Source organism: Streptomyces sp. NPDC001890 (assembly GCF_042891445.1).
GTDB lineage: Bacteria > Actinomycetota > Actinomycetes > Streptomycetales > Streptomycetaceae > Streptomyces.
In genome coordinates, this window is sequence record NZ_JBIATE010000004.1 from 190,492 (window position 1) to 212,244 (window position 21,753).

Below are 21,753 nucleotides of genomic sequence, written 5' to 3' on the forward strand. Positions count from 1 at the left end.
CGCTGACCGCTGACCGCTGACCGCTGACCGGGCGAGCCGGGGGTCAGGCCTCGAAGTCGGTGAACCCGTACGGGATATGTCCCCGCTCGATCAGCTCGTCCTCCAGCTCGTCCTCGTCGAGGTCGTCCTCGTCGAAGTCGTCCCAGCCTTCGTCCTCGAAGGAGACGCCATCGGGACCTTCGGCCAGCTTCACGTAGTCGTCGTCCGTCGCGACTTCGCCGACCAGCCCCGGCACTTCGATGGAGTCCCAGTCGACAGCGACCTCGATCGTGCCGTCGAGATCCCCCGAGAACATTCCTTCCTCAAGCGCCTGCCGCACCTTGCCCGCGTCATCCGCGCCGGCGTCATAGCCGGTCGGCTCGCCGGAGCCGAGGAAGGTGATGGGCCGATAGCCGACGACCGAGACCGTGACGAGCGGGCGGAGGTCGATCGAGTGCACCCGTTCGCCCTGCTGGTACACATGCAGCGCCAGCTCCGCGGAGCCGTACCAGCACAGCAGGTACACGTTGGAGCTCTCGGACAGCTCGGCTGCCAGATCGTCCCTGATCTCGTCGAGACTGCCTCTGATGTAGTGAACGTCCTTGCGGGCCGCTCCCGGGGACACCTCGAAGGCCAGGTCGTAGAAGCTCTTGGGCGACATGGCGGCCAGTGTATGAGGGAACGTCAACTACACCTGACAGACCCCTACTTGTCAGCTCAGGCGGTCGTCGACGGGGTCGCCGGAGCCGGGCTTGAACGTCGCGCCGAGGTCGTACTGCGCGATCCCGAAAGGCCGAAGATCGGCATCGACCAGCCCCCTGCCGCCCGGCGCGTAGGTCGCATGGGCGGCCGGATACAGGTCGAGACCTGACCTGGATGCCACCTACTGTCCCCTGATTCCGGGCCACGGGAAGGTCCGGGAACAGCAGACAGCGGCAAGGAGCGACATGACCATTCTGGTTACGGGTGCGACGGGAACTCTGGGGCGCCATGTGGTCGGGCGGCTTCGGCGGACCGGACAGACGGTTCGCGCACTCACACGTGCCCCGGCCGGGGCAACCGGTCTGCCCCACGACGTCGAAGTGGTGGGCGGCGACCTCACAAAGCCGCAGACACTGGCAACGGCCTTCGACGGAGTGCGCGCCGTGCACCTGCTCGGAGCCACCGGGCACGACCATGCGCCGTTGCGTACAGGGCCGCAGATCCTCACGATGGCCGCGGAAGCCGGCGTGCGACGGCTGACGGTCTTGTCGGTCGACGAAGACGGAGAGCTGGAACAAGCCGTGCGTGACAGCGGCCTGGAGTGGACGTTCATCCGGCCGATCGACTTCATGTCCAACGCGCTGGGGTGGGCCGAGACCATCCGCAGCACGGCGGAGGTTCGCGAGCCCTACGCGAATCGCAGGACCGCTTCGGCCGACGAGACGGATGTCGCCGAAGTTGTCGCCACCGTGCTCACGGGCGGCGGCCATGCGGGAAGGAGCCTCGTCGTTTCGGGGCCCGAAGCGCTCACGCCGGCCGACAAGGTGTCCGCCATCGCGGCGGCGACCGGCCGTGAGATCCGCTTCACCGAGCTGACCGATGACCAGGCACGTCGGCAATGGCGAGCCGAGGGCTGGCCCGAGGAGGGCATCGAGTTCATGCTGCACATGTGGGCGAACGTCCCCGGGACGGTGGCCAGGGTGACTTCATCGGTCGAGGAAGTCATCGGCCGTCCGCCGCGGACCTTCGCCCAATGGGCCGCCGCGCACGCTGAGGCCTTCCGCCCCTGACGGAGAAGGGCTCAGGCCCCCGGCACGGCGACAGCCCCGAGGACGTCAACTCCTCGCGTACAGGGCTCCGATAGCCCACTATTTAGGGCAACGGCCGGAAGAACCGGGGGGAAATCCGCATGCCGCGTTGGAAAGAACTGCCCACGGAGCTGCCCAGCAGCGAACACCAATTACTCGTCCAGTTACGCAGGTTGAAGGACCACAGCGGTCTGAGCCTGGCCGCGCTCGCGAGCCGGACCAGCTACAGCCGTTCCTCGTGGGAACGGTATCTGAACGGCAAGAAGCCCGTGCCGCGCAAGGCGGTCGAGGAACTGGCGCAGATCTGCGGTACGGAGCCGACGCGACTCGTCGTGCTGTACGAGGTCGCCGAACGGGCCCGTACCGAGGAAGCCGGACGGCCTGACCAGCCGACGCCGGAGCAGGACCAGGGCCAGGACCAGGAACCGGAACCGGAACCGGAACAGCAGAACGAGCAGGAGCAGCAGCCCGAGCAGGAGCAGTCGCGGGCGGCGGGCCGGGCGTCACGCACCGTGCCGCTGAAGTGGACGCTCGGGGCGGTGGCGCTGGCCGTCGTCGTCTCCTTCGGGGGCGGGCTGCTGGTCGCGGGGGCGTGGGACGACGGCGTCCCGGCGGAGAAGGCGGCGAAGACCGGTGCCGTGGCGGCCGGGACCGGGTATCTGCGCGGGCAGACCTACACCTGCGACGTACAGCGCAAGGACGGCGAGCTGCGGGCGGGGCACAGCGCCACCCGCGAGATGCTGCTCGACATCAACAGCACCGGGTTCGACGTGGTGGAGGCCCAGTGCCTGCTGCGCGAGAAGGGCTTCGGCCCCGGCGCCTTCGACGGGCTGTACGACGAGCGCACCAAGGGCGCAGCCAAGAGGTTCCAGGGCGCGCACCACCTCGTCGTGGACGGCATCATCGGCCCGGACACCTGGCGGGAGCTGCGCCGATGACGGTCCTTGTCGTGAGCGGCCAACTGGCTCAGGCGCTCCGGGAGATCAGGGAGCGGTCCGGGCTGAGTCTGGCCGCGCTGGCGGCCCGTACCCCGTACAGCAAATCGTCGTGGGAGCGCTATCTCAACGGCAAGAAGCCCGCACCCCGCCAGGCGGTGGCGGCGCTGTGCGAGCTGACCGGTACGCCGCCCGGCCGGCCGCTGGCGCTCTGGGAGCTGGCGGACGCCGAGTGGAGCGGCCGGGCCCGGCCCGTACCCGTGGCTGCACCCGTGGCTGCGCCCGTGTCTGCGGCGGTGGAACCGGACCGGCCCGTCAGCCCTGCCCGCGTGGGCGTGCGGTGGTGGGCGGTCGCCGGGGCCGTCGCCGGGGTGGTGGTGGCCTGCCTGGCCACGGCCGCCTTCCTCGGCGGAAAGCCGGACGGGCAGTCCCGCGCCGCCACGGAACCGCTCGTGCGCAATCCGGGCTGCCGGGCCGCCGGTTGCGAGGGCCGGAGCCCCGTGGCGATGGGCTGCGGCGGGGCCGGGATGATCACCACCCTCGCCACCCACACCGCGTCCGGCGGGCGGCGCCTGGAACTGCGCCATGCCCGGCTCTGCCACACCCTGTGGGTACGGACCACCGGGCTGCTGCCGGGCGACCGGGTCGAACTGTCACTGCCGACCGGGCACACCCAGCAGGTCACGGCCGAAGGGGGCCGCGACGCCGGACAGTACCTGGCGACCCCGATGACCGCCGGTGACAGCGGGACGGGCGCCAGGATCTGCCTGGAGGTACCGGGCGGCCGCCGCGAGTGCTTCACCGGCTGAGACCGGGACCCGGACGAACGAACCGTACGCACCGGAGGCGGCCCCACCCGCCCTCCGGTGCGTACGACGTACTCAGGAGTCACATAGTCAGGAGCTACGTACTCAGGAGTTGCAGTACCGCTTCAGGGCGGCCTGGGTCCCTGCTCCGGCGATGCCGTCGATGGCGCCCTTGTAGCCCCAGTTGGCCTTCAGCCAGCGCTGGATCGCCTTCACCGTGTTGCTGCCGACGATCCCGTCGATGCTGTCCTTGTAGCCCCACTGCTTCAGGAAGCGCTGCATCGCCTTCCAGCTGTCCGGGCCGAGCTGCCCGTCGATGGCGCCCTTGTAGCCCCAGTTGGCCTTCAGGTCGCGCTGGAGCTTCTTGGCCTGGGTGGCGTTGAGGCCGAGGTTGACGATCGCCTGCGGGGTGACGGCCGTGGCGCTCGCCGCCGCGTTCGTCGCGTGCCCGGTCGCCGCGAAGCTGGTGCCCGCGGCCGCCACACCCCCGCCGGCGATCGCGATGGCGGTGGTGACGCCGACGAACGCCCTCGTCATGGTTCGCATTCTGTTCCTCCCCGAGGTTCGACCCGGCCCCGTCGGCCGGCTCTGCGACCAACATTGCGGGGTGGGGAGGAGGGGCTGCCACAGCCGCCGGGGAAGTGACGCGCTCGGGGGACGTCCCACGCCGTGACCTGCAGGGACGCCGTCCACGGTGACGGTGCGGCGGGACGGTGGGACTCACGCGGCAGGACGGTGGGACGGTGGGACGGGGCACGGCGCACCGAAAGGGTGTGCCCGGTCTCCCGGACACACCCTTCGACACAGCGGACTACGCGCCGGGACGGCGCGAAGGCGCAGGGTCAGCGGTCGCGACGCTCACGCAGGTTCTTCGTGGCGTCCTGGGCCTTGTCACGGGCCTGCCGCGACGTCTGCGAGGTGCGCTGGGACGTGTCCTGCGTCCGCTCGCGGCCCTCTTCCCGGCCCTCGTCCATCTTCCGCTTCGCCTGGTCGGCGAGCTCCTGCGCCTTGTCCTTGAACTGGTCTGCGATACCCATGCTGTTCACTCCTAGTGGATGCTTGGGGGGCGGTCCGTGAGGACCTCGTTCAGCGTCGCAGGACCCGGCACCCACCGCATGTCGATCACTTACGCTGCGTAGTCGCCGCCCTCGCGTCCTGGTCAGCGGCGCCCCCGGCGCCCACCAGTCCCTTGCTCACGCTGTCCAGCCGCGAGCCGAACCTGCGGACCTCCCGCTGACCGACGACACCGATCAGCGAGGGCAGGTAGCCGCGCACCGACTGCATCCCACGCAGCCACCACTGCGCGTACACGTGCGGGGAGCGGCGCTCGACACCGGCGACGATCCGGTCGACGGCGGGGCCCAGCGGGTACGTGCGGTTCGCCGGGAAGGGCAGCCGCTGGCGCAGTTCCCGCATCACGTCGTCCTGGTCGGCGCCCCGCACCATGTCCGTGTCGGTCCAGGACAGGTAGCCGACCCCGACCTTCACGCCCCGGTGGGCGACCTCGGCCCGCAGGCTGTGCGCGAACGCCTCCACGCCCGACTTGGACGCGCAGTACGCGGTCATCATCGGCGCCGGCGTCATCGCCGCGAGCGAGGCGATCTGGAGGAAGTAGCCGCGGCTCTCCATCAGCACCGGCAGGAACGCCCGCCCGGTCACCGCGCCGCCGATCAGGTTGACCTCGATGACCCGGCGCCACGCGTCCGGGTCCGATTCGACGAACGGTCCGCCCGCGGCGACCCCGGCGTTGGCGACGACGACGTCGATCTTCCCGAACCGCTGCTTGACCTCCTGGGCGACCCGCGCCATCGCCTCGTGGTCGGTGACGTCCGCGAACCAGTGGTCGCTCTCCGAGTGCAGCCGCTCGGAGACCTTCTTCAGCTCGTCCGGCTCCAGCCCGACCAGCGCGAGCTTCGCGCCGCGCGCCGAGAGCTTGCGGGCCAGCAGTTCGCCCACGCCGCGTGCCGCGCCCGTGACGACGACGACCTGTCCTTCGAGACTCCGCCTGCCGCTCATGCGACCTCCTCCTTCTCGGCCGTACCCGTGCCCGCACTCGATTCCGTCTTCGTGCCTGCGTCCGTGCCCGCCGGGAGGTACGCGGCGACCAGCTCCCGGAGCTTCGCCGTGACCGCCTCCGGCGCCTCCACCGGCGTCATGTGGCCCTGGCCCGTCAGCTCGGTGAGCCCCAGGCCGTCGGGGAGTGCGGCCGCGATCGACCGGGCGTGCCCGATCGGGGTGAGCCGGTCCGCCGTACCCGCGATCACCGCCGTGGGGACCCGCAACTCCCGTACTCCCGCGTCGAGATCGAGGTCCGCGAGGACCCGCCCCCAGGCGGCCCTGGCCTTCCTCGGGCAGGCGTGCACGATCCGGGCGCAGGTCGCGACCCGCTCCGGTGCCGACCCCGCTCCCATCGTGGCGTACTTGAGCACCCGCCGGGTAATCGGCGTGACCGGTCCCAGCGGGGCCGACGCCAGGAGGATTCCCCGGGTCATCCGGGTGCGCACCGAACCGGCCCGCATCGGTACCACCGTCGACTCGGCGGGCAGCCGCGAACTCCCGGTGCTGCACAGCAGTACGGCCGCCGCGTGCTCGCGCAGCCCGGCCCGCCGGGCGGCGGCCATGATCGTCATGCCGCCCATGGAGTGTCCGCCGAGCACGGCCTTCTCCCCCGGTTCCAGGGTGGCGGCCAGGACCGCTTCGAGGTCGTCGGCGAGGGCGTCGGTGCTGCATCCGCCGGGGCCGGCCGCGGGCGATGCGCCGTGGCCGCGCTGGTCGTAGACGACGACCCGGTGGTCCGCCGCGAGGTCCCTGATCTGCTCGTCCCAGAAGCGGGTGCTGCACGTCCAGCCGTGCGCGAGGACCACTGCCGGGGCGCCGTCCGGCCCGTGCACCTCGACGTGGATGCGGGCGCCGTCGGCGGAGCGCACGGTGAGTTCGCGCGTGGGGAGCGGCGGGGCGCCGTCGCGCCGCAGCAGCCGGCTCATCCCGCGACCTCCTCGGCGACGGCCTTCGGCTCGGCGGAAGTGGCCGCCTTCGCCGCGACGGCGGCCTTCTTCGGGGTCCGTACGACCTCGTACTCCGAGAGGTCGACCAGCCGCGTCGCCTTGCGGAACTCGGCGGTGGTGCCCGGCCAGACGGTGGTGTTGCGCCCGTTGGCGTCCAGGTACCAGCTGTTGCAGCCGCCGGTGTTCCACACGGTGCGCTTCATCCGCTCCTGGACGCGGCGGTTCCAGGCGCCGACCGCCGAGGGCCGGGCGTCGAGCGCGACGCGCCCGCCCAGCACGTTCAACTGGCGCAGGTAGTCGGCCATGTAGTTCAGCTGGGACTCGATCATCAGGATCATCGAGGAGTTCCCGAGCCCGGTGTTGGGGCCGATGATCGTCATCCAGTTGGGGAACCCGGCGGCGCTGGCGCCGCGCAGCGCCTGCATGCCGTCCTTCCAGGACTCGGTGAGCGTGATGCCGTCCGCGCCCACCACGCGCTCGGCGATCGGCATGTCGGTGACGTGGAAGCCGGTGCCGAAGATGATCGCGTCGACCTCGGTCTCCGTACCGTCGGAGGCGACGAGCGTGGAGCCGCGCACCTCGGCCAGGCCGGAGGCGACCACGTCCACGTTGGGCTGCGCGAGCGCCGGGTAGTAGGCGCTGGAGAGCAGGATGCGCTTGCAGCCGATGCGGTACGAGGGAGTCAGCTTGGCCCGCAGCGCGGGGTCCTTGATGGCCCGCGCCATGTTGGCCTTGGCTATCTTCTCGACCAGGCCCAGCTCGCCCGGGTGCTTGGTGAAGGCGCTGACCTGCAACTCCCGTATGCCCCAGAGCAGTCCGCGGCGGGCCGTGCCGGTGGCCGGCACGGCGCGGTGCAGCCAGCGCTCGGCGCCGCTGATCTTCCGGTCCATGCGCGGCATGACCCAGGGCGGGGTGCGCTGGAAGAGCGTCAGGCTGCCGACCTTCGGCTGGATCGCGGGCACGATCTGGATGGCGGAGGCGCCGGTGCCGATCACGGCGACGCGCTTGCCGGTGAGGTCGGCGTCGTGGTTCCAGCGGGCCGAGTGGAAGACCTCGCCGGGGAAGTCGGCGAGACCGGGAATGTCCGGCGTCTTCGGGTCGGAGAGCGGACCGCTCGCGGAGACCACGACATCGGCGGTGAAACCGGCCCCGTTCGCCGTCTCGATGACCCAGTGCAGCTCCTCGCGGTCCCAGCGCATGATCGTCACTTCATGGCCGAGCCGCAGGTGCGGACGGAGCCCGAAGGTGTCCGCGACGTGCTCCAGGTAGGCGCGGATGTGCTCCTGCCCGGAGAAGGTGCGCGGCCACTCCGGGTTGGGTGCGAACGAGAACGAGTAGAGGTGGGACGGTACGTCGCAGGCGCAGCCCGGGTAGCTGTTGTCGCGCCAGGTACCGCCGACGGAATCGGCCCGCTCCAGGACGACGAAGTCCGTGATGCCTTCGCGGCGCAGCCGGACCGCGGCCCCGAGGCCCCCGAATCCGGATCCGATCACCGCCACTCGTACGTGCTCGTGCTGGGCCATGCTGCCGCCTCCCGCGGTACGTCACACGACTCTGCCAGCAATCACTGGCATTGTTGGAGAGTAGAGCAGCTCCGTACCGATGGGTAGGGGTACGGCGCAGGAAAGTTACCGACGGTACAACTTGTGGCCTCCACCACGGGGCGGACCGGTAGGGTGCGGGTGTGGCTGAAGGACGCGAGCACCGCGAATACCGCATGGAGGAGCTGGCCAAGGAGGCCGGCATCCCGGTGCGGACCGTGCGCTTCTACCGGGAGCGCGGACTGATCTCGCCACCCCGCCGCGAGGGGCGCATCGCCTGGTACGACGACCACCACCTGGCCCGGCTGCGCACCATCACCGGCCTGCTGGAACGCGGCCACACCCTCACCGGCATCGCCGATCTCGCCCGCACCTTCGAGAGCGGCCGCGATGTCGCCGAGGTGCTGGGCCTGGGCGAGCCGACCGAGGAGACCCCGGTACGCCTGACCCCCGAGCAGCTCGCGGACTACTTCGAGGGCGAGACCACCCCGGAGAACCTGGCCGCCGCCCTCGAACTGGGCTATCTCGCCACCGACGGCGACGAGATCGTCCACATCAGCCGCCGCCTGCTGGAGGTCTCGTCCCAGCTGGTACGGGAGGGCGTACCGCTCGCGACCGTGCTCGCGGCCGGCCGCCGCGTCCGCGAGCACGCCGACGCGCTCGCCGAACTCTTCGTGAGCGTCCTGGAGGACCAGGGCGGCCATGCCGGCGAGGCCGAGCCGCCGCAGCTCCGGCCGCTGGCCCGCGCGGTGGTGGACGCCGAGCTGTCCATGGCGCTGGACCGGCGGCTGCGCCGCGAGAGCACGGGCGAACCGCCGCGGGACCCCGCCCCCTGACGGACGGTCACGCGACGACCGCTGCCGGGCGGGCACTCTCGATCTCGATCGCACGCCGGGATACTTCCCGGCCCGAACCCCCCGGCACTCACCCCGTTCGCACGCTCTACTGTTCGAAGACCACCGTCACCGGCGCGTAGCCGGTCTACCTGGTAGTCGATGCGTCATCCAATCAAAACAGATTCCAGCACGCTTCCGGCCATGACGACCCAGCTGCGGGCGCTGAGCGCCATCCGCCTCTCCGTCAGGACTGATGAGACGACGTCACCGGGCCGCCAGCGCGCCGCCAACTCAAACGAAGCCGCACGTCGCGGCGCTGTCATTGTGGGCGAAGCGGAGGACCTGGACGTCTCGGCAACGAAGACGACGCCCTTCGACCGGCCGGAGCTGGGCTCGTGGCTTCAGCGCCCCGACGACTTCGACGTGATCATCTGGATGCGCATGGACCGCGCCGTCCGCTCCATGGCAGACATGGCGGAGCTGGGCCGCTGGGCGAAGGCCCACAGCAAACTCCTGGTCTTCTCCGAAGGCCCCGGAGGCGCCCCGCTGGAGCTGGACATGCGGACCGTGTCGCCCGTGTCTGAGCTGATCATGATGATGCTGGCCTTCAGCGCCCAGATGGAGGCCCTGGCCATCCAGGAGCGCGTCACGGGCGCCCAGGCGGCCCTCCGCGCCCAGGGCCGGTACTCCGGCGGCCTGGTCCCGTACGGGTACGAGAAGGTCCCGAACCCCGCCGGGGAGGGCTTCAAGCTGGCGCCTGACCCGGAGTCCGTGAAGGTCCTGTCCGGGATCATCCGTGACGTCCTGGACGGCCAGTCCCTCACCGCTGTTGCCATGGCGCTGAACGAAGCGGGGACGCCCGTTCCGCGCGACTATCAGGCCATCAAGGCAGGCCGCGAGCCTGGCGGGATGCGGGCCGGGCGCCGTCACGAACGCTTCCGCTGGACAGCTGGGACCCTGTCGAAGGTCCTCCGCTCCCCCGCCCTGATGGGGTACCGCCTCCACCAGGGGAAGCCTGTCCGGGACCGCGACGGGTACCCGGTCCTGATCGGGGAGCCTGTCCTGTCTCTGGAGGAGTTCGACACCCTTCAGGATCACCTCTCCACACTGACGCCCCAGAAGAACCGCACCCGCAAGGACACCCGGGCCATGCTCCTGGGCGTCGCGAAGTGCCGTGGCTGCGGCGGGAATCTTTACCTGTCGAAGCGGGCCGGAGGCATGGACTACAACTGTCGGGCCACGGCCAGGGGCGAGCGCTGCCCCGCCCCCGCCGGCATCCGCGCTGACTGGCTGGAGGCGTACGTGGAGTTGGAGGTCATGGCCCGCATCGGCGACTCCCAGATGACGAAGGTCGTCACATACAAGGGCTACGACCCAACGCCGGAACTCCGGGAAGTGGAGGCGGAGTTGCGCGCCCTGTACGCCGACAAGGACTCCCGCAAGTCCCAGACCGGCCGGATGATCTGGCAAGAGGAAGTGGACGCCCTGGAGCGGCGTGCTGAGACTCTGGAGGCGACGCCCCGCACAGAGGCCCGGACGGAGACCGTGGAGACAAGCGAGACGTACGCCAGCTTCTGGGCGCGGCACGATGCCGCCGGCCGCCGCCAGCTCCTCCTGGACGCCGGCGCACGCGCGACCGTGGCGAAGGGGAGTTCAGGCGGAGGGGCTGAACGACTGAAGGGCCCGGACCAGGGGCGCCTGTCGTTCACGCTGACGTCCCATGAGGACCTCCACGCGGCGCGGCTGGAGGAGATCCAGGCGGAGGAGGGCGCCGCGTCGTACACGTAGTCGCTGGCGCGACAGCGTCCAGAAAAGGGGTCGGCCCGGTTGGGTCGGCCCTGATGGCGGGGGCCGCGAATGGCTGGCCAGCCCTGACGCCGATTGGCTCGCCCGAGACCCCCGGCCGCCGGAGCCTCGCCGCGAACCCAGGACCGTCCAGGCCAGCGGGCTCGCCGCCTACTCGAAGACGACCGTCACGGGCGCATGGTCGGACCAGCGCTCCGCATGGCTGGCCGCCCGCTCCACGTACGCCTTCACGGCCCGCTTTGCGATGCCGGACGTTGCGCATACTAGGTCGATCCGCCAGCCGGTGTCATTGTCGAAGGCCCGCCCGCGGTAGGACCACCACGAGTACGGCCCCTCCTCGTCGGGGTGCAGCGCCCGTACGACATCGACGTACTCGGCCTCGTCGAAGACCCGGGTCAGCCATTCCCGCTCCTCGGGGAGGAAGCCGGAGCTCTTCTTGTTGGCCTTCCAGTTCTTGAGGTCGGCCTCCCGGTGGGCGATGTTCCAGTCGCCGCAGACCACCACCTCGCGGCCGCCTTCCGCGGCCCGCTCCTTCAGGCCCTTCAGGTACGGGAGGAACGCGGCCATGAACCGCTCCTTCTCGTCCTGCTTCTCGGTCCCGACCTCACCGGAGGGCAGGTACAGGCTCGCGACCGTGACGCCCGGCAGGTCGATCTCGACGTAGCGTCCGCTCGCGTCGAACTCCTCGCTCCCGGCGTCCCCGAACCCGCTGAACCCGATCTGCACGCGCTCCGGCGCACGCCGCGTGTAGAGCGAGACCCCGGCCCGCCCCTTGGCGGCGGCCGGTGCGTGCACGGTGTGCCAGCCGGCCGGCTCACGCACCTCCTCGGGCAGCTGCTCCGGCTCGGCCCGCACCTCCTGGAGGCAGATCACATCGGCTTCGGTCCGGGCCAGCCACTCGACGAAGCCCTTCTTGGCGGCGGCACGGAGCCCATTTACATTGGCGGTGGTGACGGTCAGCATCCAGGCACGATACCGACATTCACCGCACGCATACATGTACGATATGGCGCATGAATATCCACCCTCGGCCCTTCGACCACCCCGACGCCGTCAAACTCAACGACCAGGTACAGCTCGAATACGCCGAGCGGTACGGGGACGAGGGCGATGTCACACCGCTCGACCCGTCGATGTTCGAGCCGCCGCACGGTCTGTATCTCCTCGCCTACGACGAGCGGGACCGCCCCGTCGCCACCGGCGGCTGGCGCACCCAGGACCGTAACGACGAGGGGTACTCGGACGGTGACGCCGAGCTCAAGCGGATGTTCGTGATACCCGAGGGCCGGGGCAAGGGACTGGCCCGCCGCATCCTGGCCGCCCTGGAGGAGGACGCGCGGGCGGCGGGCCGGGTCCGCATGGTGCTGGAGACCGGGGACCGGCAGCCCGAGGCGATCGCGCTGTACATGTCCAGCGGCTACGCCCCGTGCGAGAAGTTCGGCCACTACCGCCTGTACGAGAGCAGCCGCTGCTACGCGAAGCCGCTGCGGTAGCCGGGTGGGCCGGCCCGGCCCACCCGGCCGTCAGGCACCGGCGGCGTACCGCCAGAAGTCCCGCATCACCGGGGTCGGGGTCGGTCCGGTCATCGCCAGCTGGGTCAGCAGGACGGAGACGGTGCCGGTGGCGGGCGTGAGATGTCCCGCCGTTCCCGTGCCGCCCACCCAGCCGTAGCGCCCCGGAACGTTCCAGGGTTCGGCGGCCTCGATGTCCACCGACCCGCCGTAGCCCCAGCCCTGGCCCTCCAGGAACAGCGTGCTGTGCTCGCGCTGCGCCCGCGTCAGATGGTCGGTGGTCATCAACCGCACCGACTCCCGGGACAGCACCCGGCGCCCGCCGCTCCCCCCTTCTCCCCCGGCGAGCAGCATCCGGGCGAAGGCGTACCAGTCGTCGGCGGTCGAGACCAGCCCGCCGGCGCCGGACGGGAACGCGGGCACACTGCTCCACTCCCCGTCCGGAGCATCGGCGATCCGGAGCCCGCCGCCCTCCGGATCGGCCCGGTAGAAGCTGGTGAACCGGTCGGCCTTCGCCGCCGGCACGGCGAAGGCGGTGTCGGCCATGCCCAGCGGCTCGGACAGCCGCTCCGCCAGGAACTCGGGCAGCGACCGGTCCGAGACCCGGGCGATCAGCACCCCGAGGATGTCGGAGCAGGTGTTGTACAGCCACTCCTCGCCCGGCTGGTGAAGCAGCGGGATACGGGACAGCGCCGCCATCCACGCGTCCGGCGCCAGGACCTGCTGCGGCTGGAGCGACCCCGACCCCTGCTTCAGCTCGCTCATCAGCAGCTGGACCGCGGGCAGCGAGAAGTCCGACGGGAAGCCGTACCCGGCCCGGAAGGTGAGCAGGTCCTCCACCGTGATGACCTTGTCGGCGGGGACCACGTCGTCGACCGGGGAGTCCGGCGTACGGACCACCATCGGGGCCGCCAGCTCCGGCAGCCACTGCCGGACCGGCTCGTTCAGGGCGATCCGACCTTCCTCGACCAGCATCATGACGGCGGCGGCGGTGAGGGGCTTGGTCATCGACGCGATACGGAAGATCGAGTCCCTGCGCATCGGGACCGTGCCCTCCGCGTCGGCCGACCCGACGGCCACCGCCTCGACCCGGTCCCCCCGGGCCACCAGCCCCACGGCCCCGGGCGCCGCCCCGTCACCGACGTGTTCGTTCAGGACATCGTTCAGATTGGTCATCGGTCCACCTTCCCTCTCATCGCCGCAGAAGAGCAGAAGACAGGACCGCCGACCCGCCACGAACTCATCGGTCCGGGTTCAGCGCACCCGGCCGACCCCCACGTAGAAACCGCTGCGCTCCCGCACCGGCGCGGGCTCCTCGCGGTACCACTCCGTGGCGAAGACCAGTCCGGGCTCGACGAGCTCCAGCCCCTCGAAGAAGGGCTCGACCTCGCTCCGGGTACGCATCCGCAGCGCGATCGCCCCCTTCTTGTACGTGGCCTCGGTCTCGTCCTTCAGCTCCGGGTGCTGGTCGGCCGTGCCGTGCGAGAGCACCAGGAAGCTGCCCGACGGCAAGGCGTCGACCAGGGCGCGGGTGATGCCGTACGGGTCGTCGTCGTCCGGCAGGAAGTGCAGCAGCGCGATCAGGGACAGCGCGACCGGCCGGTCGAAGTCCAGCAGCGTGCGGGCGTGCTCGACGATCGCCTCCGGCTTGCGCACATCCGCGTGGATGTAGTCGGTGGCCCCCTCCGGCCTGCTGACCAGCAGGGCCTCCGCGTGCCGCAGCACGATCGGGTCGTTGTCCGCGTAGACGACCCGGGCGGACGGCCTGATGCCCTGGATCACCTGATGCAGATTGGGCTCGGTGGGGATGCCGGTGCCGATGTCGAGGAACTGATCGACCCCGTTGCGGGCCAGCCAGGCGGAGGCCCGGTGCATGAAGGCCCGGTTCCGCGCCGCGTTGCCCCGCGCCTCGGCCGGCAGCTGCTCCCCCACCCGCTGATCGACCGGGTAGTTGTCCTTGCCGCCCAGAAGCCAGTCGTACACGCGTGCGGGGTGGGGCCTGCTGGTGTCGATCCGGAGCTCGGGCCTGTCGACCGTCACTGGGCGCTCCTCTCGGTGCGGTGGATTCCGAAGAATCCGAGAGCGGGTAACGCGTTCAGCGTAGGTGACGCGCGTCCGGGGCCGGCAGCCGGAACCTCCTTGCGTTGAAGTGCACTTCAACATCCACACTCCTTCTCACGGCCACCGAACGACGGCGGCCCGAACGGGAGGAACAGTCATGAAGTACCGCACCATCGGCACCGACCCCGCCACCCGCCGCGAGGTGAGCGTCCTCGCGCTCGGCGCGATGCTCTTCGGGTCGGTCACCGACGAGAAGACCTCGTTCGCCGTCCTGGACCACTTCGTCGAGGCCGGCGGCACCTTCATCGACACCTCCGACAACTACGCCTACTGGGTCGACGGCGGCCTCGGCGGCCAGAGCGAGCGGCTGCTCGGCAAGTGGCGGCGCAGCCGCGGCATCGGTGACGAGATAGTCATCGCCACCAAGCTCGGCGCCGAACCGCTCGCGCCCGGCACCGGGTTCGTCGACAACCCGGAGGGCCTGTCCGCGAAGGCGGTCCGGGAGGCCGCCGAGCGCAGCCGGGAACGGCTCGGCGTGGACAAGCTCGACCTGCTCTACGCGCACATCGAGGACCGGACCGTCCCCCTCGGCGAGACCGTCGAGGCGTTCGGGGAGCTGGTGGCCGAGGGGACGGTCGGCCTGCTGGGCGCCAGCAACCACGCCGTCTGGCGGGTGGAACGCGCCCGCGCCCTCGCCGCCGCCGCCTCACTGCCCGGCTACGAGGTCCTGCAGTACCAGCACAGCCACCTGCGCCCCCGGTACGACATCCCCTCCCCGCTCTTCGAGGACGGCAGCCTCGGCCACGCCGGCCCGGAGATGCTCAGCTACCTCCGCGCCGAGCCCGGACTGACCCTGGTCGCCTACTCCCCGCTGCTCGGCGGCGCCTACACCCGCACGGACAAGCCCCTCCCCGCGGACTACGACCACCCCGGCACCCCCGCCCGGCTCGCGGTTCTGCGCGAGATCGCCGCCGAGACCGGAGCCGGCATCAACCAGGTCGTCCTGGCCTGGCAGATCGGCCACGACCTGCCCGTGATCCCGCTGGCCGGGGCGTCATCGGTGGCGCAGCTGAAGGAGAACCTGGCAGCGGTGGACCTGGACCTGACGGACGACCAGCGGGCACGCCTGGACGCCGCCCACTGATCCGGACGGAGGGGCGGGGCGGCGGGCGGCGGGCGGCGGGCGGCGGGCGGCTGAACAGCCTGGTGCCGGCCGTCGCACCAGCCTCAGAAACACGAAGTCCCGCCCAGTTGAATCAACTGGGCGGGACTTCATATGTGCGGTGGACCTGTGGGGATTTGAACCCCAGACCCCCTCGATGCGAACGAGGTGCGCTACCAGACTGCGCCACAGGCCCTTGCAACGAGTGAAACTCTAGCACCCCGAACGGGGTGCTCGGAAATCCGGTCCGTGCTGGTCAGCCGAGGCGGCGGCGCAGCGGGCCCGGAAGGGGCTCACTCGTTGGCGGCTCTGGGGCGCTCCCCGTCCTCGTACTGGTCGAAGAGCGGGGTCCGGCCGCGGTCGCGGGTGCGACGGGACTGGTTGGTGCGCTGGCGCGGCGCCGGGTCGACCGGGGGCGCCGTGGGGTGCGAGGTGCCCGTCTGGGTGGGCTCGGCAGCGCTGGAGCGGGCCGCGCTCCAGGTCTCCGGGTTGCCGACCTCGACGCCGCCGGTGGCGCGCGGGGCGACCGGGGCGGTGACGTAGGTCGGCAGCGGGACCGGGACCGGCTCCCAGCTGTCGCCCTGGACCGGGCCGCGTTCGCGCTGCTGGTCGACCCACTCCGCGTGGTCCGTCTGCTCGACCAGGGCCCGGCGGCCGGCCTCCTGCGGGGAGACCGCGGGCGCGGGCTCCGGCTCGGGGCGGCGCGTTTCGGGCTCCTCGTCGGGCTCGGCGGGGGCCGCCGCGGCCGGCTGGTGCCTGCGGGTGCGGCTCTCGCGCAGGTGCTGCGCCGCCACCTCGGCCCGGCGCCGGTCCATGGTGAAGGCGAACCGGCGCCGCTCCTGGGCCCGCAGATGCACGATGTACGTGCTCAGCAGCACGGCCGGGACCGCGGGTGCCCAGAGGAAGTGCAGGCCGCCGACCGCCGCGACCACCGCGCCGAGGGTGAAGGCCAGGAAGAGGACGACGGTGGTGCGCCGACGGCGCGCGAGGACCTGGAGGCGCTGGGCGCGCCGGACGCGCTCGGCGTCCCATCCGCCCTGGCGCGGGCGTGCGCGCCGGGTGGAAGCCTGTGCCTGTGCCTGTGCCTGTGCCTGGGCCGGTTCGGCGCGCTCCTCGGGCGTGCGCTCGGGCGCACGCGCCGGGTCGTGCACCCGGGCCTCGGTGTGCGCCTCGGGCGCGGCGAAGGCCCGGACGTCCACGGAGACCAAGTGGTCCGTGGTGACGTCCGGGTCGGCGTCGGGCCCCGCCTCCTCGGCGGTGCGCTCCCGCAGCTCCTTGGCGTACCGGCGCTCCATCGCCGCCCGTCCGGACAGCAGCCGGATGGCGGTGCTGAAGCGTTCCGTCGGACGGGCTTCGTTGAGTTCGTCCTGCCTGCGGAGCCACATCGGCACCAAGTAGGCGGCCCAGGCCCCGACGATGACTGCGTAGATGAGGCCGCTGCTGCTCACGTCTCACACCGTAGAGGGGTTTGCGCGGGGGCATCCGCCAATTGGCCCGGTGTGTCGCACGATCCGGCTGATATCACGGACTTTTTTTGTGATTGTTCGGATCAACCGTGGGTGTTTGTGCGTTCGCCATCGGTCACCCGCCGATCAATATCGAACACTTATTTCATTTCTGTGGCGTCCCAGGTCGCGACTGGTGCCAGCGCCGAAGCAGCCCGTCGGGCACTTCCTCCGCGGTGAGCGCATAGATCAGGTGGTCCCGCCAGGCGCCGTCGATGTGGAGATAGCGCGGGCGCAGGCCCTCTTCGCGGAATCCGAGTTTCTCCACGACTCTTCTGCTGGGCCCGTTCTCCGGCCGAATGCACACCTCGATGCGGTGCAGCCCGACCGTGCGGAAGCAGTGGTCGACGGCGAGGGCGACCGCGGTCGGCATCACACCCCGGCCGGCCACGTCCTGGTCGACCCAGTAGCCGACATGGCCCGAGCACATCGAGCCCCAGGTGATCCCCGCGACCGTCAGCTGACCGACCAGCCGGCCCTGGTACTCGATGGCGAAGGGCAGCATCCGGCCCGCGTTCGCCTCGGCGCGCAGATGGCGGATCATCTGACGGTACGTGGGCCGCTGGGCCACCGGTCCGCCCGGCGCGGGCGGCGGCACGGTCGCCTCCCAGGGGCGCAGCCAGTCACGGTTGCGCCGGTTGACCTCGCGCCACATGCGCTGGTCGCGCAGCTTGATCGGACGGAGCACGATCTCGCCGTCGCTGAGGACCACCGGCCAGGTCGAGACGTTCAGCTCGGGCTCCCCGGTCGGAGGTGATCGCCGCCGCGCAACTGATCGACGGCGTGCACCAGGAGACGGGCGAGGACGGCGAGTCCGTCACGCACCCCGCCGGTGGAGCCCGGCAGGTTCACGATGAGGGTGCGGCCCGCGACGCCCGCGAGGCCCCGGGAGAGCGCGGCGGTGGGGACCTTGTCGCGGCCCTCGGCGCGGATCGCCTCGGGGATGCCGGGGATCTCGTGGTCCAGGACGCGACGGGTGGCCTCGGGGGTGCGGTCGGTGGGCGAGATGCCCGTACCGCCGGTCGTGACGATGACGTCGTACCCGGCTGCCGCCCCGGCACGCAGGGCCTGTTCGACCGGGTCGCCGTCGGGCACGACCTGCGGGCCGTCGACGGCGAAGCCGAGCTGCGTGAGCGCCTCGGAGATCAGGGGGCCGCCCTTGTCCGCGTAGACGCCGGCCGAGGCGCGATTGGAGGCGGTGACGACGAGGGCGCGGTAGGAGGACGGGGCCGGAGCCGGTGGCGTCCCGGGCGCCGTCACGCGTCCGCTCCGTCCGGCCCGGTGCGCCGGAAGTCCTCGGTGCGCCGGTAGTCGCCGGACTTGCCGCCGGACTTCGACTCGACCCGTACGTCCGTGATGACCGCCGACTTGTCGACCGCCTTGATCATGTCGATCACGGTGAGCGCGGCGACGGAGACCGCGGTCAGGGCCTCCATCTCGACGCCGGTGCGGTCCGTGGTCTTCACGGTGGCCGTGATCTCCACGGCGTCGTCGGCCACGCCCAGGTCGACCGTGACCCCGGAGACGGCCAGCGGGTGGCAGAGCGGGATCAGGTCGGGGGTGCGCTTGGCTCCCATGATCCCGGCGATCCGGGCGGTGGCGAGGGCGTCGCCCTTGGGGACCCCCTCGCCGCGGAGCAGCTCGACGACGCGCGGCGAGACGAGCACCCGGCCGCTGGCGCGGGCCGTCCGCGCGGTGACGTCCTTCTCCGAGACGTCGACCATGCGGGCCGCGCCCGCCTCGTCGATGTGCGTCAGCCTGTTCTGCGTACTCAACTAACTCCGCCTCGCGGTAGGGCGCCGGTTGCCCGCTCGGCCCGCACCGGGGTGCGGGCCGGGGGCCCGGGGGTGTCCCCGGGAAGGCACAGCGCCAGACACCGTACCGCCACCGCCCCGGGATCAGCGGAGCAGGATCACCTCGGTGTCCGTGCCGGGCTCGGCGGAGGTGACGTCCTCGGGCAGCACGATGAGCGCGTCGGACTGGGCGAGCGCGGCGATCAGATGCGATCCGGAACCGCCGACGGGGGTGACCGTGCCGGCCTCCGCGTCGTACGTACCGCGCAGGAACTGGCGCTTGCCGGAAGGTGAGGTGAGCGCCTTGTCCGTGCTCAGCGCGGCCCGGACGGTGGGGCGGTTCACGTCCTTGAGGCCCATCAGGGTGCGGATCACGGGCCGTACGAACAGCTCGAAGGAGATGTACGAGGAGACGGGGTTGCCCGGCAGCGCCAGCAGCGGGGTGTGGTCGGGGCCGATCGAGCCGAAGCCCTGCGGCTTGCCCGGCTGCATGGCGAGTTTGCGGAAGTCGATGCCGCTGCCCGGCTCGTCCTCGTCGCCCACCGAGGACAGGGCCTCCTTGACGACGTCGTACGCGCCGACGCTGACGCCTCCGGTGGTGACGACGATGTCGGCCCTGATCAGCTGGTCCTCGATCGTGGCGCGGAGCGTGTCGGCGTCGTCGGTGACGGCGCCGACCCGGTACGCGATCGCTCCGGCGTCCTTGGCCGCGGCCGTGAGCGCGAAGCTGTTCGAGTCGTAGATCCGACCGCCCGTCAGTTCCTCGCCGGGCTGGACCAGTTCGCTGCCGGTGGAGATGACGACGACGCGCGGCCGGGGCCGCACCTTCACCGTCGAGCGGCCGATCGCGGCGAGCAGGCCGATCTGCGGCGGGCCGATCACCGATCCCGCGCCCAGCGCCAGATCGCCCGGCTTCACGTCACTGCCGCGGGCCCTGACATGGGCGCGGGCATCCACCGGGCGGTGCACCCGGACCTCGCCGCCCGCTCCCTCCGGGGCCTCCCGCAGGGAGCGCATGGTGTCGGCGGGGCCGCCGCCCGTACCGCCGTCGGTCCACTCGACCGGGACCACGGCCTCGGCACCGGCCGGCAGCGGGGCGCCGGTCATGATCCGGGCGGCCTCACCGGGCCTGAGGCTCCGGTCGCCGGGCAGTCCGTCGCTGCCCGCCGCGATGTCACCGATGACGGTGAGCACCGCGGGGAACTCCTCGTCGGCGCCCTCGACATCGGCGACGCGGACCGCGTACCCGTCCATCGAGCTGTTGTCGAAGGGCGGCAGGGCGATCTCCACCATGACGTCCTCGACGAGGACGCAGCCCTGGGCGTCGTGCAGTTGCAGCTCGATGGGTTCGAGCGGTCGCACCGCGCCGAGAATGTCGTCCAGGTGCTCGTCCACCGACCAGATCGTGCTGCTCAAGGTGCTACATCTCCTCAGTGACGTAACTGCGGAGCCAGGTCTTGAAGTCCGGGCCCAGGTCTTCACGTTCGCACGCGAGTCTGACAATGGCACGGAGGTAATCGCTACGGTCACCGGTGTCATAGCGGCGGCCCTTGAAGACGACACCGTGCACCGGACCGCCGGCCTTCTCGTCCTCGGCGAGGAGCTGGAGGGCGTCGGTGAGCTGGATCTCGCCGCCGCGGCCCGGCTCGGTCCTGCGCAGTATGCCGAAGACGGCGGGGTCCAGTACGTACCGGCCGATGATGGCGAGGTTGCTGGGTGCCTCGCCCGCCTCGGGCTTCTCGACGAGGCCGGTGATGCGCACCACATCGCCCTCGGCGGTGGGCTCCACGGCCGCGCAGCCGTACTGGTGGATCTGCTCCGGCGCGACCTCCATCAGCGCGATCACGCTGCCGCCCTCGCGCTCCTGGATCTCGACCATGCGGGCCAGCAGCGGGTCGCGCGGGTCGATCAGGTCGTCGCCCAGGAGGACCGCGAACGGCTGGTCCCCCACGTGCGGTGCGGCGCACAGCACGGCGTGGCCGAGGCCGCGCGGGTCGCCCTGCCGGACGTAGTGCATGGTGGCCAGGTCGCTCGACTCCTGGACCTTCTTGAGCCGTTCGGCGTCCCCCTTGCGGGTCAGCGCGGACTCCAGCTCGTAATTGCGGTCGAAGTGGTCCTCCAGCGGACGCTTGTTGCGACCGGTGATCATCAGCACGTCGGAGAGACCGGCGGTCACCGCTTCCTCGACGACGTACTGGATCGCGGGCTTGTCGACCACAGGCAGCATCTCCTTGGGAGTGGCTTTGGTGGCCGGCAGGAAGCGGGTACCGAGTCCCGCGGCCGGAATGACAGCCTTGCTGATCCTGGGGTGCGCCTGAGTCATGCGCAGAACCATAACCGGTGCGTATGTGAGGAAGATGAGCCTCCGGTTAACTTTGTACGGCTATACGCACATACGTACATGCGAGAGATCCGGGAGTACCCGTTGAGCACCGAGATGTCCCGAAAGGCGCTGCTCCGGCGTGAACTGCTGGCCGCGCGAAGCCTTCTGACCGGGGAAGACGTGGAGAACGCCGATGCGGTTCTGTCCCGGAACGCATTGTCTCTTCCGGAGTTGTCCGGGGCCCGCACCGTCGCCGCGTACGTCTCGGTGGGCACCGAACCCGGGACCCGCACGCTGCTGGACGCGCTGCGCGCCCGGGGCGTGCGGGTGCTGCTGCCGGTGCTCCTCGCGGACAACGATCTGGACTGGGCGCCGTACGAAGGGCCCGGGCGGCTCGTCCGGGCCGGCCGCGGACTGCTGGAGCCGGACGGGGAGCCGCTGGGCCCCGACGCCGTCCTGGAGGCCGACGCGGTCCTGTTGCCGGGGCTCGCGGTGGACGCGCGGGGCATGCGGCTCGGCCGCGGCGGCGGCAGCTACGACCGGGTGCTGGCGCGGCTCACGGCGGCGGACGCGCATCCGGCGCTGATCGTCCTGCTGTACGACGACGAGGTGGTCGCGCGGGTCCCGGAGGAACCGCACGACCACCCCGTCGATGTGGTGGTGACACCGGCGGCGAGCCGCCGGACGAGCCGCTAGGGCC

Annotated in this window: 24 protein-coding genes and 1 tRNA gene; 8 read left to right on the plus strand and 17 right to left on the minus strand. The window is 71.3% G+C overall.

Features of this window, described 5'->3' with window-relative positions; genetic code table 11:
* Nucleotides 1–43 precede the first annotated feature (43 nt).
* Together ACFYY1_RS15380 and ACFYY1_RS15385 are read right to left on the minus strand one after the other, a co-directional pair.
* Complete coding sequence (locus ACFYY1_RS15380; RefSeq protein WP_388585046.1) at nucleotides 44–640, minus strand: hypothetical protein; 597 nt, start codon at nucleotides 638–640, stop codon at nucleotides 44–46.
* A 51-nt stretch (nucleotides 641–691) separates the two neighbouring features.
* Nucleotides 692–862, minus strand: coding sequence for a hypothetical protein (locus ACFYY1_RS15385; RefSeq protein ID WP_388585048.1), 171 nt, complete (start codon nucleotides 860–862; stop codon nucleotides 692–694).
* 64 nt (nucleotides 863–926) lie between these two features.
* Here ACFYY1_RS15385 and ACFYY1_RS15390 point away from each other — a divergent pair, with 64 nt between their 5' ends.
* From ACFYY1_RS15390 to ACFYY1_RS15400, 3 genes are all read left to right on the plus strand, one after another.
* Nucleotides 927–1,751, plus strand: coding sequence for an NAD(P)H-binding protein (locus ACFYY1_RS15390; RefSeq protein WP_388585051.1), 825 nt, complete (start codon nucleotides 927–929; stop codon nucleotides 1,749–1,751).
* A 119-nt stretch (nucleotides 1,752–1,870) separates the two neighbouring features.
* Nucleotides 1,871–2,707 (plus strand): helix-turn-helix domain-containing protein, encoded by an 837-nt coding sequence (locus ACFYY1_RS15395; RefSeq protein WP_388585054.1) that lies wholly within the window; start codon nucleotides 1,871–1,873, stop codon nucleotides 2,705–2,707.
* Complete coding sequence (locus tag ACFYY1_RS15400) at nucleotides 2,704–3,513, plus strand: helix-turn-helix domain-containing protein (protein WP_388585056.1); 810 nt, start codon at nucleotides 2,704–2,706, stop codon at nucleotides 3,511–3,513. The genes ACFYY1_RS15395 and ACFYY1_RS15400 overlap by 4 nt, the downstream gene beginning before the upstream one ends.
* Before the next feature lie 102 nt (nucleotides 3,514–3,615).
* On the opposite strand, the gene ACFYY1_RS15405 is transcribed toward ACFYY1_RS15400, so the two are convergent.
* The 5 genes from ACFYY1_RS15405 to ACFYY1_RS15425 all read right to left on the minus strand — a co-directional run bounded on the left by ACFYY1_RS15405 (nucleotide 3,616) and on the right by ACFYY1_RS15425 (nucleotide 8,038).
* Nucleotides 3,616–4,056, minus strand: a complete 441-nt coding sequence (locus ACFYY1_RS15405; protein WP_388585059.1) for a peptidoglycan-binding protein — start codon at nucleotides 4,054–4,056, stop codon at nucleotides 3,616–3,618.
* Nucleotides 4,057–4,352: 296 nt separating this feature from the next.
* Nucleotides 4,353–4,547 (minus strand): hypothetical protein, encoded by a 195-nt coding sequence (locus ACFYY1_RS15410; protein ID WP_388585062.1) that lies wholly within the window; start codon nucleotides 4,545–4,547, stop codon nucleotides 4,353–4,355.
* A gap of 85 nt (nucleotides 4,548–4,632) precedes the next feature.
* Nucleotides 4,633–5,526 carry an SDR family oxidoreductase gene (locus tag ACFYY1_RS15415; RefSeq protein ID WP_388585065.1) on the minus strand — a complete coding sequence of 298 codons (894 nt, stop codon included), beginning with the start codon at nucleotides 5,524–5,526 and terminating at the stop codon, nucleotides 4,633–4,635.
* Entirely contained in the window at nucleotides 5,523–6,494 is a 972-nt protein-coding gene (locus tag ACFYY1_RS15420; protein WP_388585068.1) for an alpha/beta fold hydrolase, read from the minus strand. The genes ACFYY1_RS15415 and ACFYY1_RS15420 overlap by 4 nt, the downstream gene beginning before the upstream one ends.
* Nucleotides 6,491–8,038, minus strand: coding sequence for a flavin-containing monooxygenase (locus tag ACFYY1_RS15425; RefSeq protein ID WP_388585070.1), 1,548 nt, complete (start codon nucleotides 8,036–8,038; stop codon nucleotides 6,491–6,493). Before ACFYY1_RS15425 ends, ACFYY1_RS15420 begins: the two co-directional genes overlap by 4 nt.
* 194 nt (nucleotides 8,039–8,232) lie before the next feature.
* Here ACFYY1_RS15425 and ACFYY1_RS15430 point away from each other — a divergent pair, with 194 nt between their 5' ends.
* On the plus strand, nucleotides 8,233–8,892 hold the full coding sequence (locus ACFYY1_RS15430; RefSeq protein WP_388585514.1) for a MerR family transcriptional regulator: 660 nt from the start codon (nucleotides 8,233–8,235) through the stop codon (nucleotides 8,890–8,892).
* Nucleotides 8,893–9,093: 201 nt separating this feature from the next.
* Complete coding sequence (locus tag ACFYY1_RS15435) at nucleotides 9,094–10,680, plus strand: recombinase family protein (RefSeq protein ID WP_388585072.1); 1,587 nt, start codon at nucleotides 9,094–9,096, stop codon at nucleotides 10,678–10,680.
* A 168-nt stretch (nucleotides 10,681–10,848) separates the two neighbouring features.
* Here the strand turns inward: ACFYY1_RS15435 and ACFYY1_RS15440 are convergent, their stop codons facing one another.
* Nucleotides 10,849–11,661, minus strand: coding sequence for an exodeoxyribonuclease III (locus tag ACFYY1_RS15440; RefSeq protein WP_388585073.1), 813 nt, complete (start codon nucleotides 11,659–11,661; stop codon nucleotides 10,849–10,851).
* Between the two features lie 50 nt (nucleotides 11,662–11,711).
* Here ACFYY1_RS15440 and ACFYY1_RS15445 point away from each other — a divergent pair, with 50 nt between their 5' ends.
* Nucleotides 11,712–12,191 (plus strand): GNAT family N-acetyltransferase, encoded by a 480-nt coding sequence (locus ACFYY1_RS15445; RefSeq protein WP_388585074.1) that lies wholly within the window; start codon nucleotides 11,712–11,714, stop codon nucleotides 12,189–12,191.
* 30 nt (nucleotides 12,192–12,221) lie between these two features.
* Here the strand turns inward: ACFYY1_RS15445 and ACFYY1_RS15450 are convergent, their stop codons facing one another.
* Nucleotides 12,222–13,385 (minus strand): serine hydrolase domain-containing protein, encoded by a 1,164-nt coding sequence (locus ACFYY1_RS15450; protein WP_388585077.1) that lies wholly within the window; start codon nucleotides 13,383–13,385, stop codon nucleotides 12,222–12,224.
* A 78-nt stretch (nucleotides 13,386–13,463) separates the two neighbouring features.
* The gene (locus tag ACFYY1_RS15455; protein WP_388585080.1) at nucleotides 13,464–14,249 is read right to left on the minus strand and encodes an SAM-dependent methyltransferase; all 786 of its coding nucleotides are present in this window, start codon (nucleotides 14,247–14,249) and stop codon (nucleotides 13,464–13,466) included.
* Between the two features lie 178 nt (nucleotides 14,250–14,427).
* Here ACFYY1_RS15455 and ACFYY1_RS15460 point away from each other — a divergent pair, with 178 nt between their 5' ends.
* The gene (locus ACFYY1_RS15460; protein WP_388585083.1) at nucleotides 14,428–15,414 is read left to right on the plus strand and encodes an aldo/keto reductase; all 987 of its coding nucleotides are present in this window, start codon (nucleotides 14,428–14,430) and stop codon (nucleotides 15,412–15,414) included.
* Nucleotides 15,415–15,554: 140 nt separating this feature from the next.
* On the opposite strand, the gene ACFYY1_RS15465 is transcribed toward ACFYY1_RS15460, so the two are convergent.
* The 7 genes from ACFYY1_RS15465 to galU form a co-directional block, all read right to left on the minus strand.
* Nucleotides 15,555–15,628: transfer RNA gene (locus ACFYY1_RS15465), tRNA-Ala, on the minus strand.
* Between the two features lie 97 nt (nucleotides 15,629–15,725).
* On the minus strand, nucleotides 15,726–16,880 hold the full coding sequence (glpR, locus tag ACFYY1_RS15470) for a gephyrin-like molybdotransferase receptor GlpR (RefSeq protein ID WP_388585085.1): 1,155 nt from the start codon (nucleotides 16,878–16,880) through the stop codon (nucleotides 15,726–15,728).
* 163 nt (nucleotides 16,881–17,043) lie between these two features.
* Entirely contained in the window at nucleotides 17,044–17,649 is a 606-nt protein-coding gene (locus ACFYY1_RS15475; protein ID WP_388585088.1) for a GNAT family N-acetyltransferase, read from the minus strand.
* A 17-nt stretch (nucleotides 17,650–17,666) separates the two neighbouring features.
* Nucleotides 17,667–18,197 (minus strand): molybdenum cofactor biosynthesis protein B, encoded by a 531-nt coding sequence (locus tag ACFYY1_RS15480; RefSeq protein ID WP_388585091.1) that lies wholly within the window; start codon nucleotides 18,195–18,197, stop codon nucleotides 17,667–17,669.
* Nucleotides 18,194–18,712 (minus strand): cyclic pyranopterin monophosphate synthase MoaC, encoded by a 519-nt coding sequence (gene moaC, locus ACFYY1_RS15485; RefSeq protein ID WP_388585093.1) that lies wholly within the window; start codon nucleotides 18,710–18,712, stop codon nucleotides 18,194–18,196. Before moaC ends, ACFYY1_RS15480 begins: the two co-directional genes overlap by 4 nt.
* 123 nt (nucleotides 18,713–18,835) lie before the next feature.
* Nucleotides 18,836–20,146 (minus strand): gephyrin-like molybdotransferase Glp, encoded by a 1,311-nt coding sequence (gene glp, locus ACFYY1_RS15490; protein ID WP_388585096.1) that lies wholly within the window; start codon nucleotides 20,144–20,146, stop codon nucleotides 18,836–18,838.
* A gap of 4 nt (nucleotides 20,147–20,150) precedes the next feature.
* Complete coding sequence (gene galU / locus ACFYY1_RS15495; RefSeq protein WP_388585098.1) at nucleotides 20,151–21,053, minus strand: UTP--glucose-1-phosphate uridylyltransferase GalU; 903 nt, start codon at nucleotides 21,051–21,053, stop codon at nucleotides 20,151–20,153.
* 114 nt (nucleotides 21,054–21,167) lie between these two features.
* Between galU and ACFYY1_RS15500 the strand changes: the two genes are divergently transcribed.
* Complete coding sequence (locus ACFYY1_RS15500) at nucleotides 21,168–21,749, plus strand: 5-formyltetrahydrofolate cyclo-ligase (RefSeq protein ID WP_388585516.1); 582 nt, start codon at nucleotides 21,168–21,170, stop codon at nucleotides 21,747–21,749.
* The last annotated feature ends 4 nt before the right edge of the window (nucleotides 21,750–21,753 follow it).

Bases quoted from the DNA above. Each gene is read 5' to 3' on its own strand.
- ACFYY1_RS15380 (WP_388585046.1), bottom strand. From the start codon at position 640: ATGTCGCCCAAGAGCTTCTACGACCTGGCCTTCGAGGTGTCCCCGGGA.
- ACFYY1_RS15390 (WP_388585051.1), top strand. From the start codon at position 927: ATGACCATTCTGGTTACGGGTGCGACGGGAACTCTGGGGCGCCATGTG.
- ACFYY1_RS15395 (WP_388585054.1), top strand. From the start codon at position 1,871: ATGCCGCGTTGGAAAGAACTGCCCACGGAGCTGCCCAGCAGCGAACAC.
- ACFYY1_RS15400 (WP_388585056.1), top strand. From the start codon at position 2,704: ATGACGGTCCTTGTCGTGAGCGGCCAACTGGCTCAGGCGCTCCGGGAG.
- ACFYY1_RS15405 (WP_388585059.1), bottom strand. From the start codon at position 4,056: ATGCGAACCATGACGAGGGCGTTCGTCGGCGTCACCACCGCCATCGCG.
- ACFYY1_RS15410 (WP_388585062.1), bottom strand. From the start codon at position 4,547: ATGGGTATCGCAGACCAGTTCAAGGACAAGGCGCAGGAGCTCGCCGAC.
- ACFYY1_RS15415 (WP_388585065.1), bottom strand. From the start codon at position 5,526: ATGAGCGGCAGGCGGAGTCTCGAAGGACAGGTCGTCGTCGTCACGGGC.
- ACFYY1_RS15420 (WP_388585068.1), bottom strand. From the start codon at position 6,494: ATGAGCCGGCTGCTGCGGCGCGACGGCGCCCCGCCGCTCCCCACGCGC.
- ACFYY1_RS15425 (WP_388585070.1), bottom strand. From the start codon at position 8,038: ATGGCCCAGCACGAGCACGTACGAGTGGCGGTGATCGGATCCGGATTC.
- ACFYY1_RS15430 (WP_388585514.1), top strand. From the start codon at position 8,233: ATGGAGGAGCTGGCCAAGGAGGCCGGCATCCCGGTGCGGACCGTGCGC.
- ACFYY1_RS15435 (WP_388585072.1), top strand. From the start codon at position 9,094: ATGACGACCCAGCTGCGGGCGCTGAGCGCCATCCGCCTCTCCGTCAGG.
- ACFYY1_RS15440 (WP_388585073.1), bottom strand. From the start codon at position 11,661: ATGCTGACCGTCACCACCGCCAATGTAAATGGGCTCCGTGCCGCCGCC.
- ACFYY1_RS15445 (WP_388585074.1), top strand. From the start codon at position 11,712: ATGAATATCCACCCTCGGCCCTTCGACCACCCCGACGCCGTCAAACTC.
- ACFYY1_RS15450 (WP_388585077.1), bottom strand. From the start codon at position 13,385: ATGACCAATCTGAACGATGTCCTGAACGAACACGTCGGTGACGGGGCG.
- ACFYY1_RS15460 (WP_388585083.1), top strand. From the start codon at position 14,428: ATGAAGTACCGCACCATCGGCACCGACCCCGCCACCCGCCGCGAGGTG.
- galU (WP_388585098.1), bottom strand. From the start codon at position 21,053: ATGACTCAGGCGCACCCCAGGATCAGCAAGGCTGTCATTCCGGCCGCG.
- ACFYY1_RS15500 (WP_388585516.1), top strand. From the start codon at position 21,168: ATGTCCCGAAAGGCGCTGCTCCGGCGTGAACTGCTGGCCGCGCGAAGC.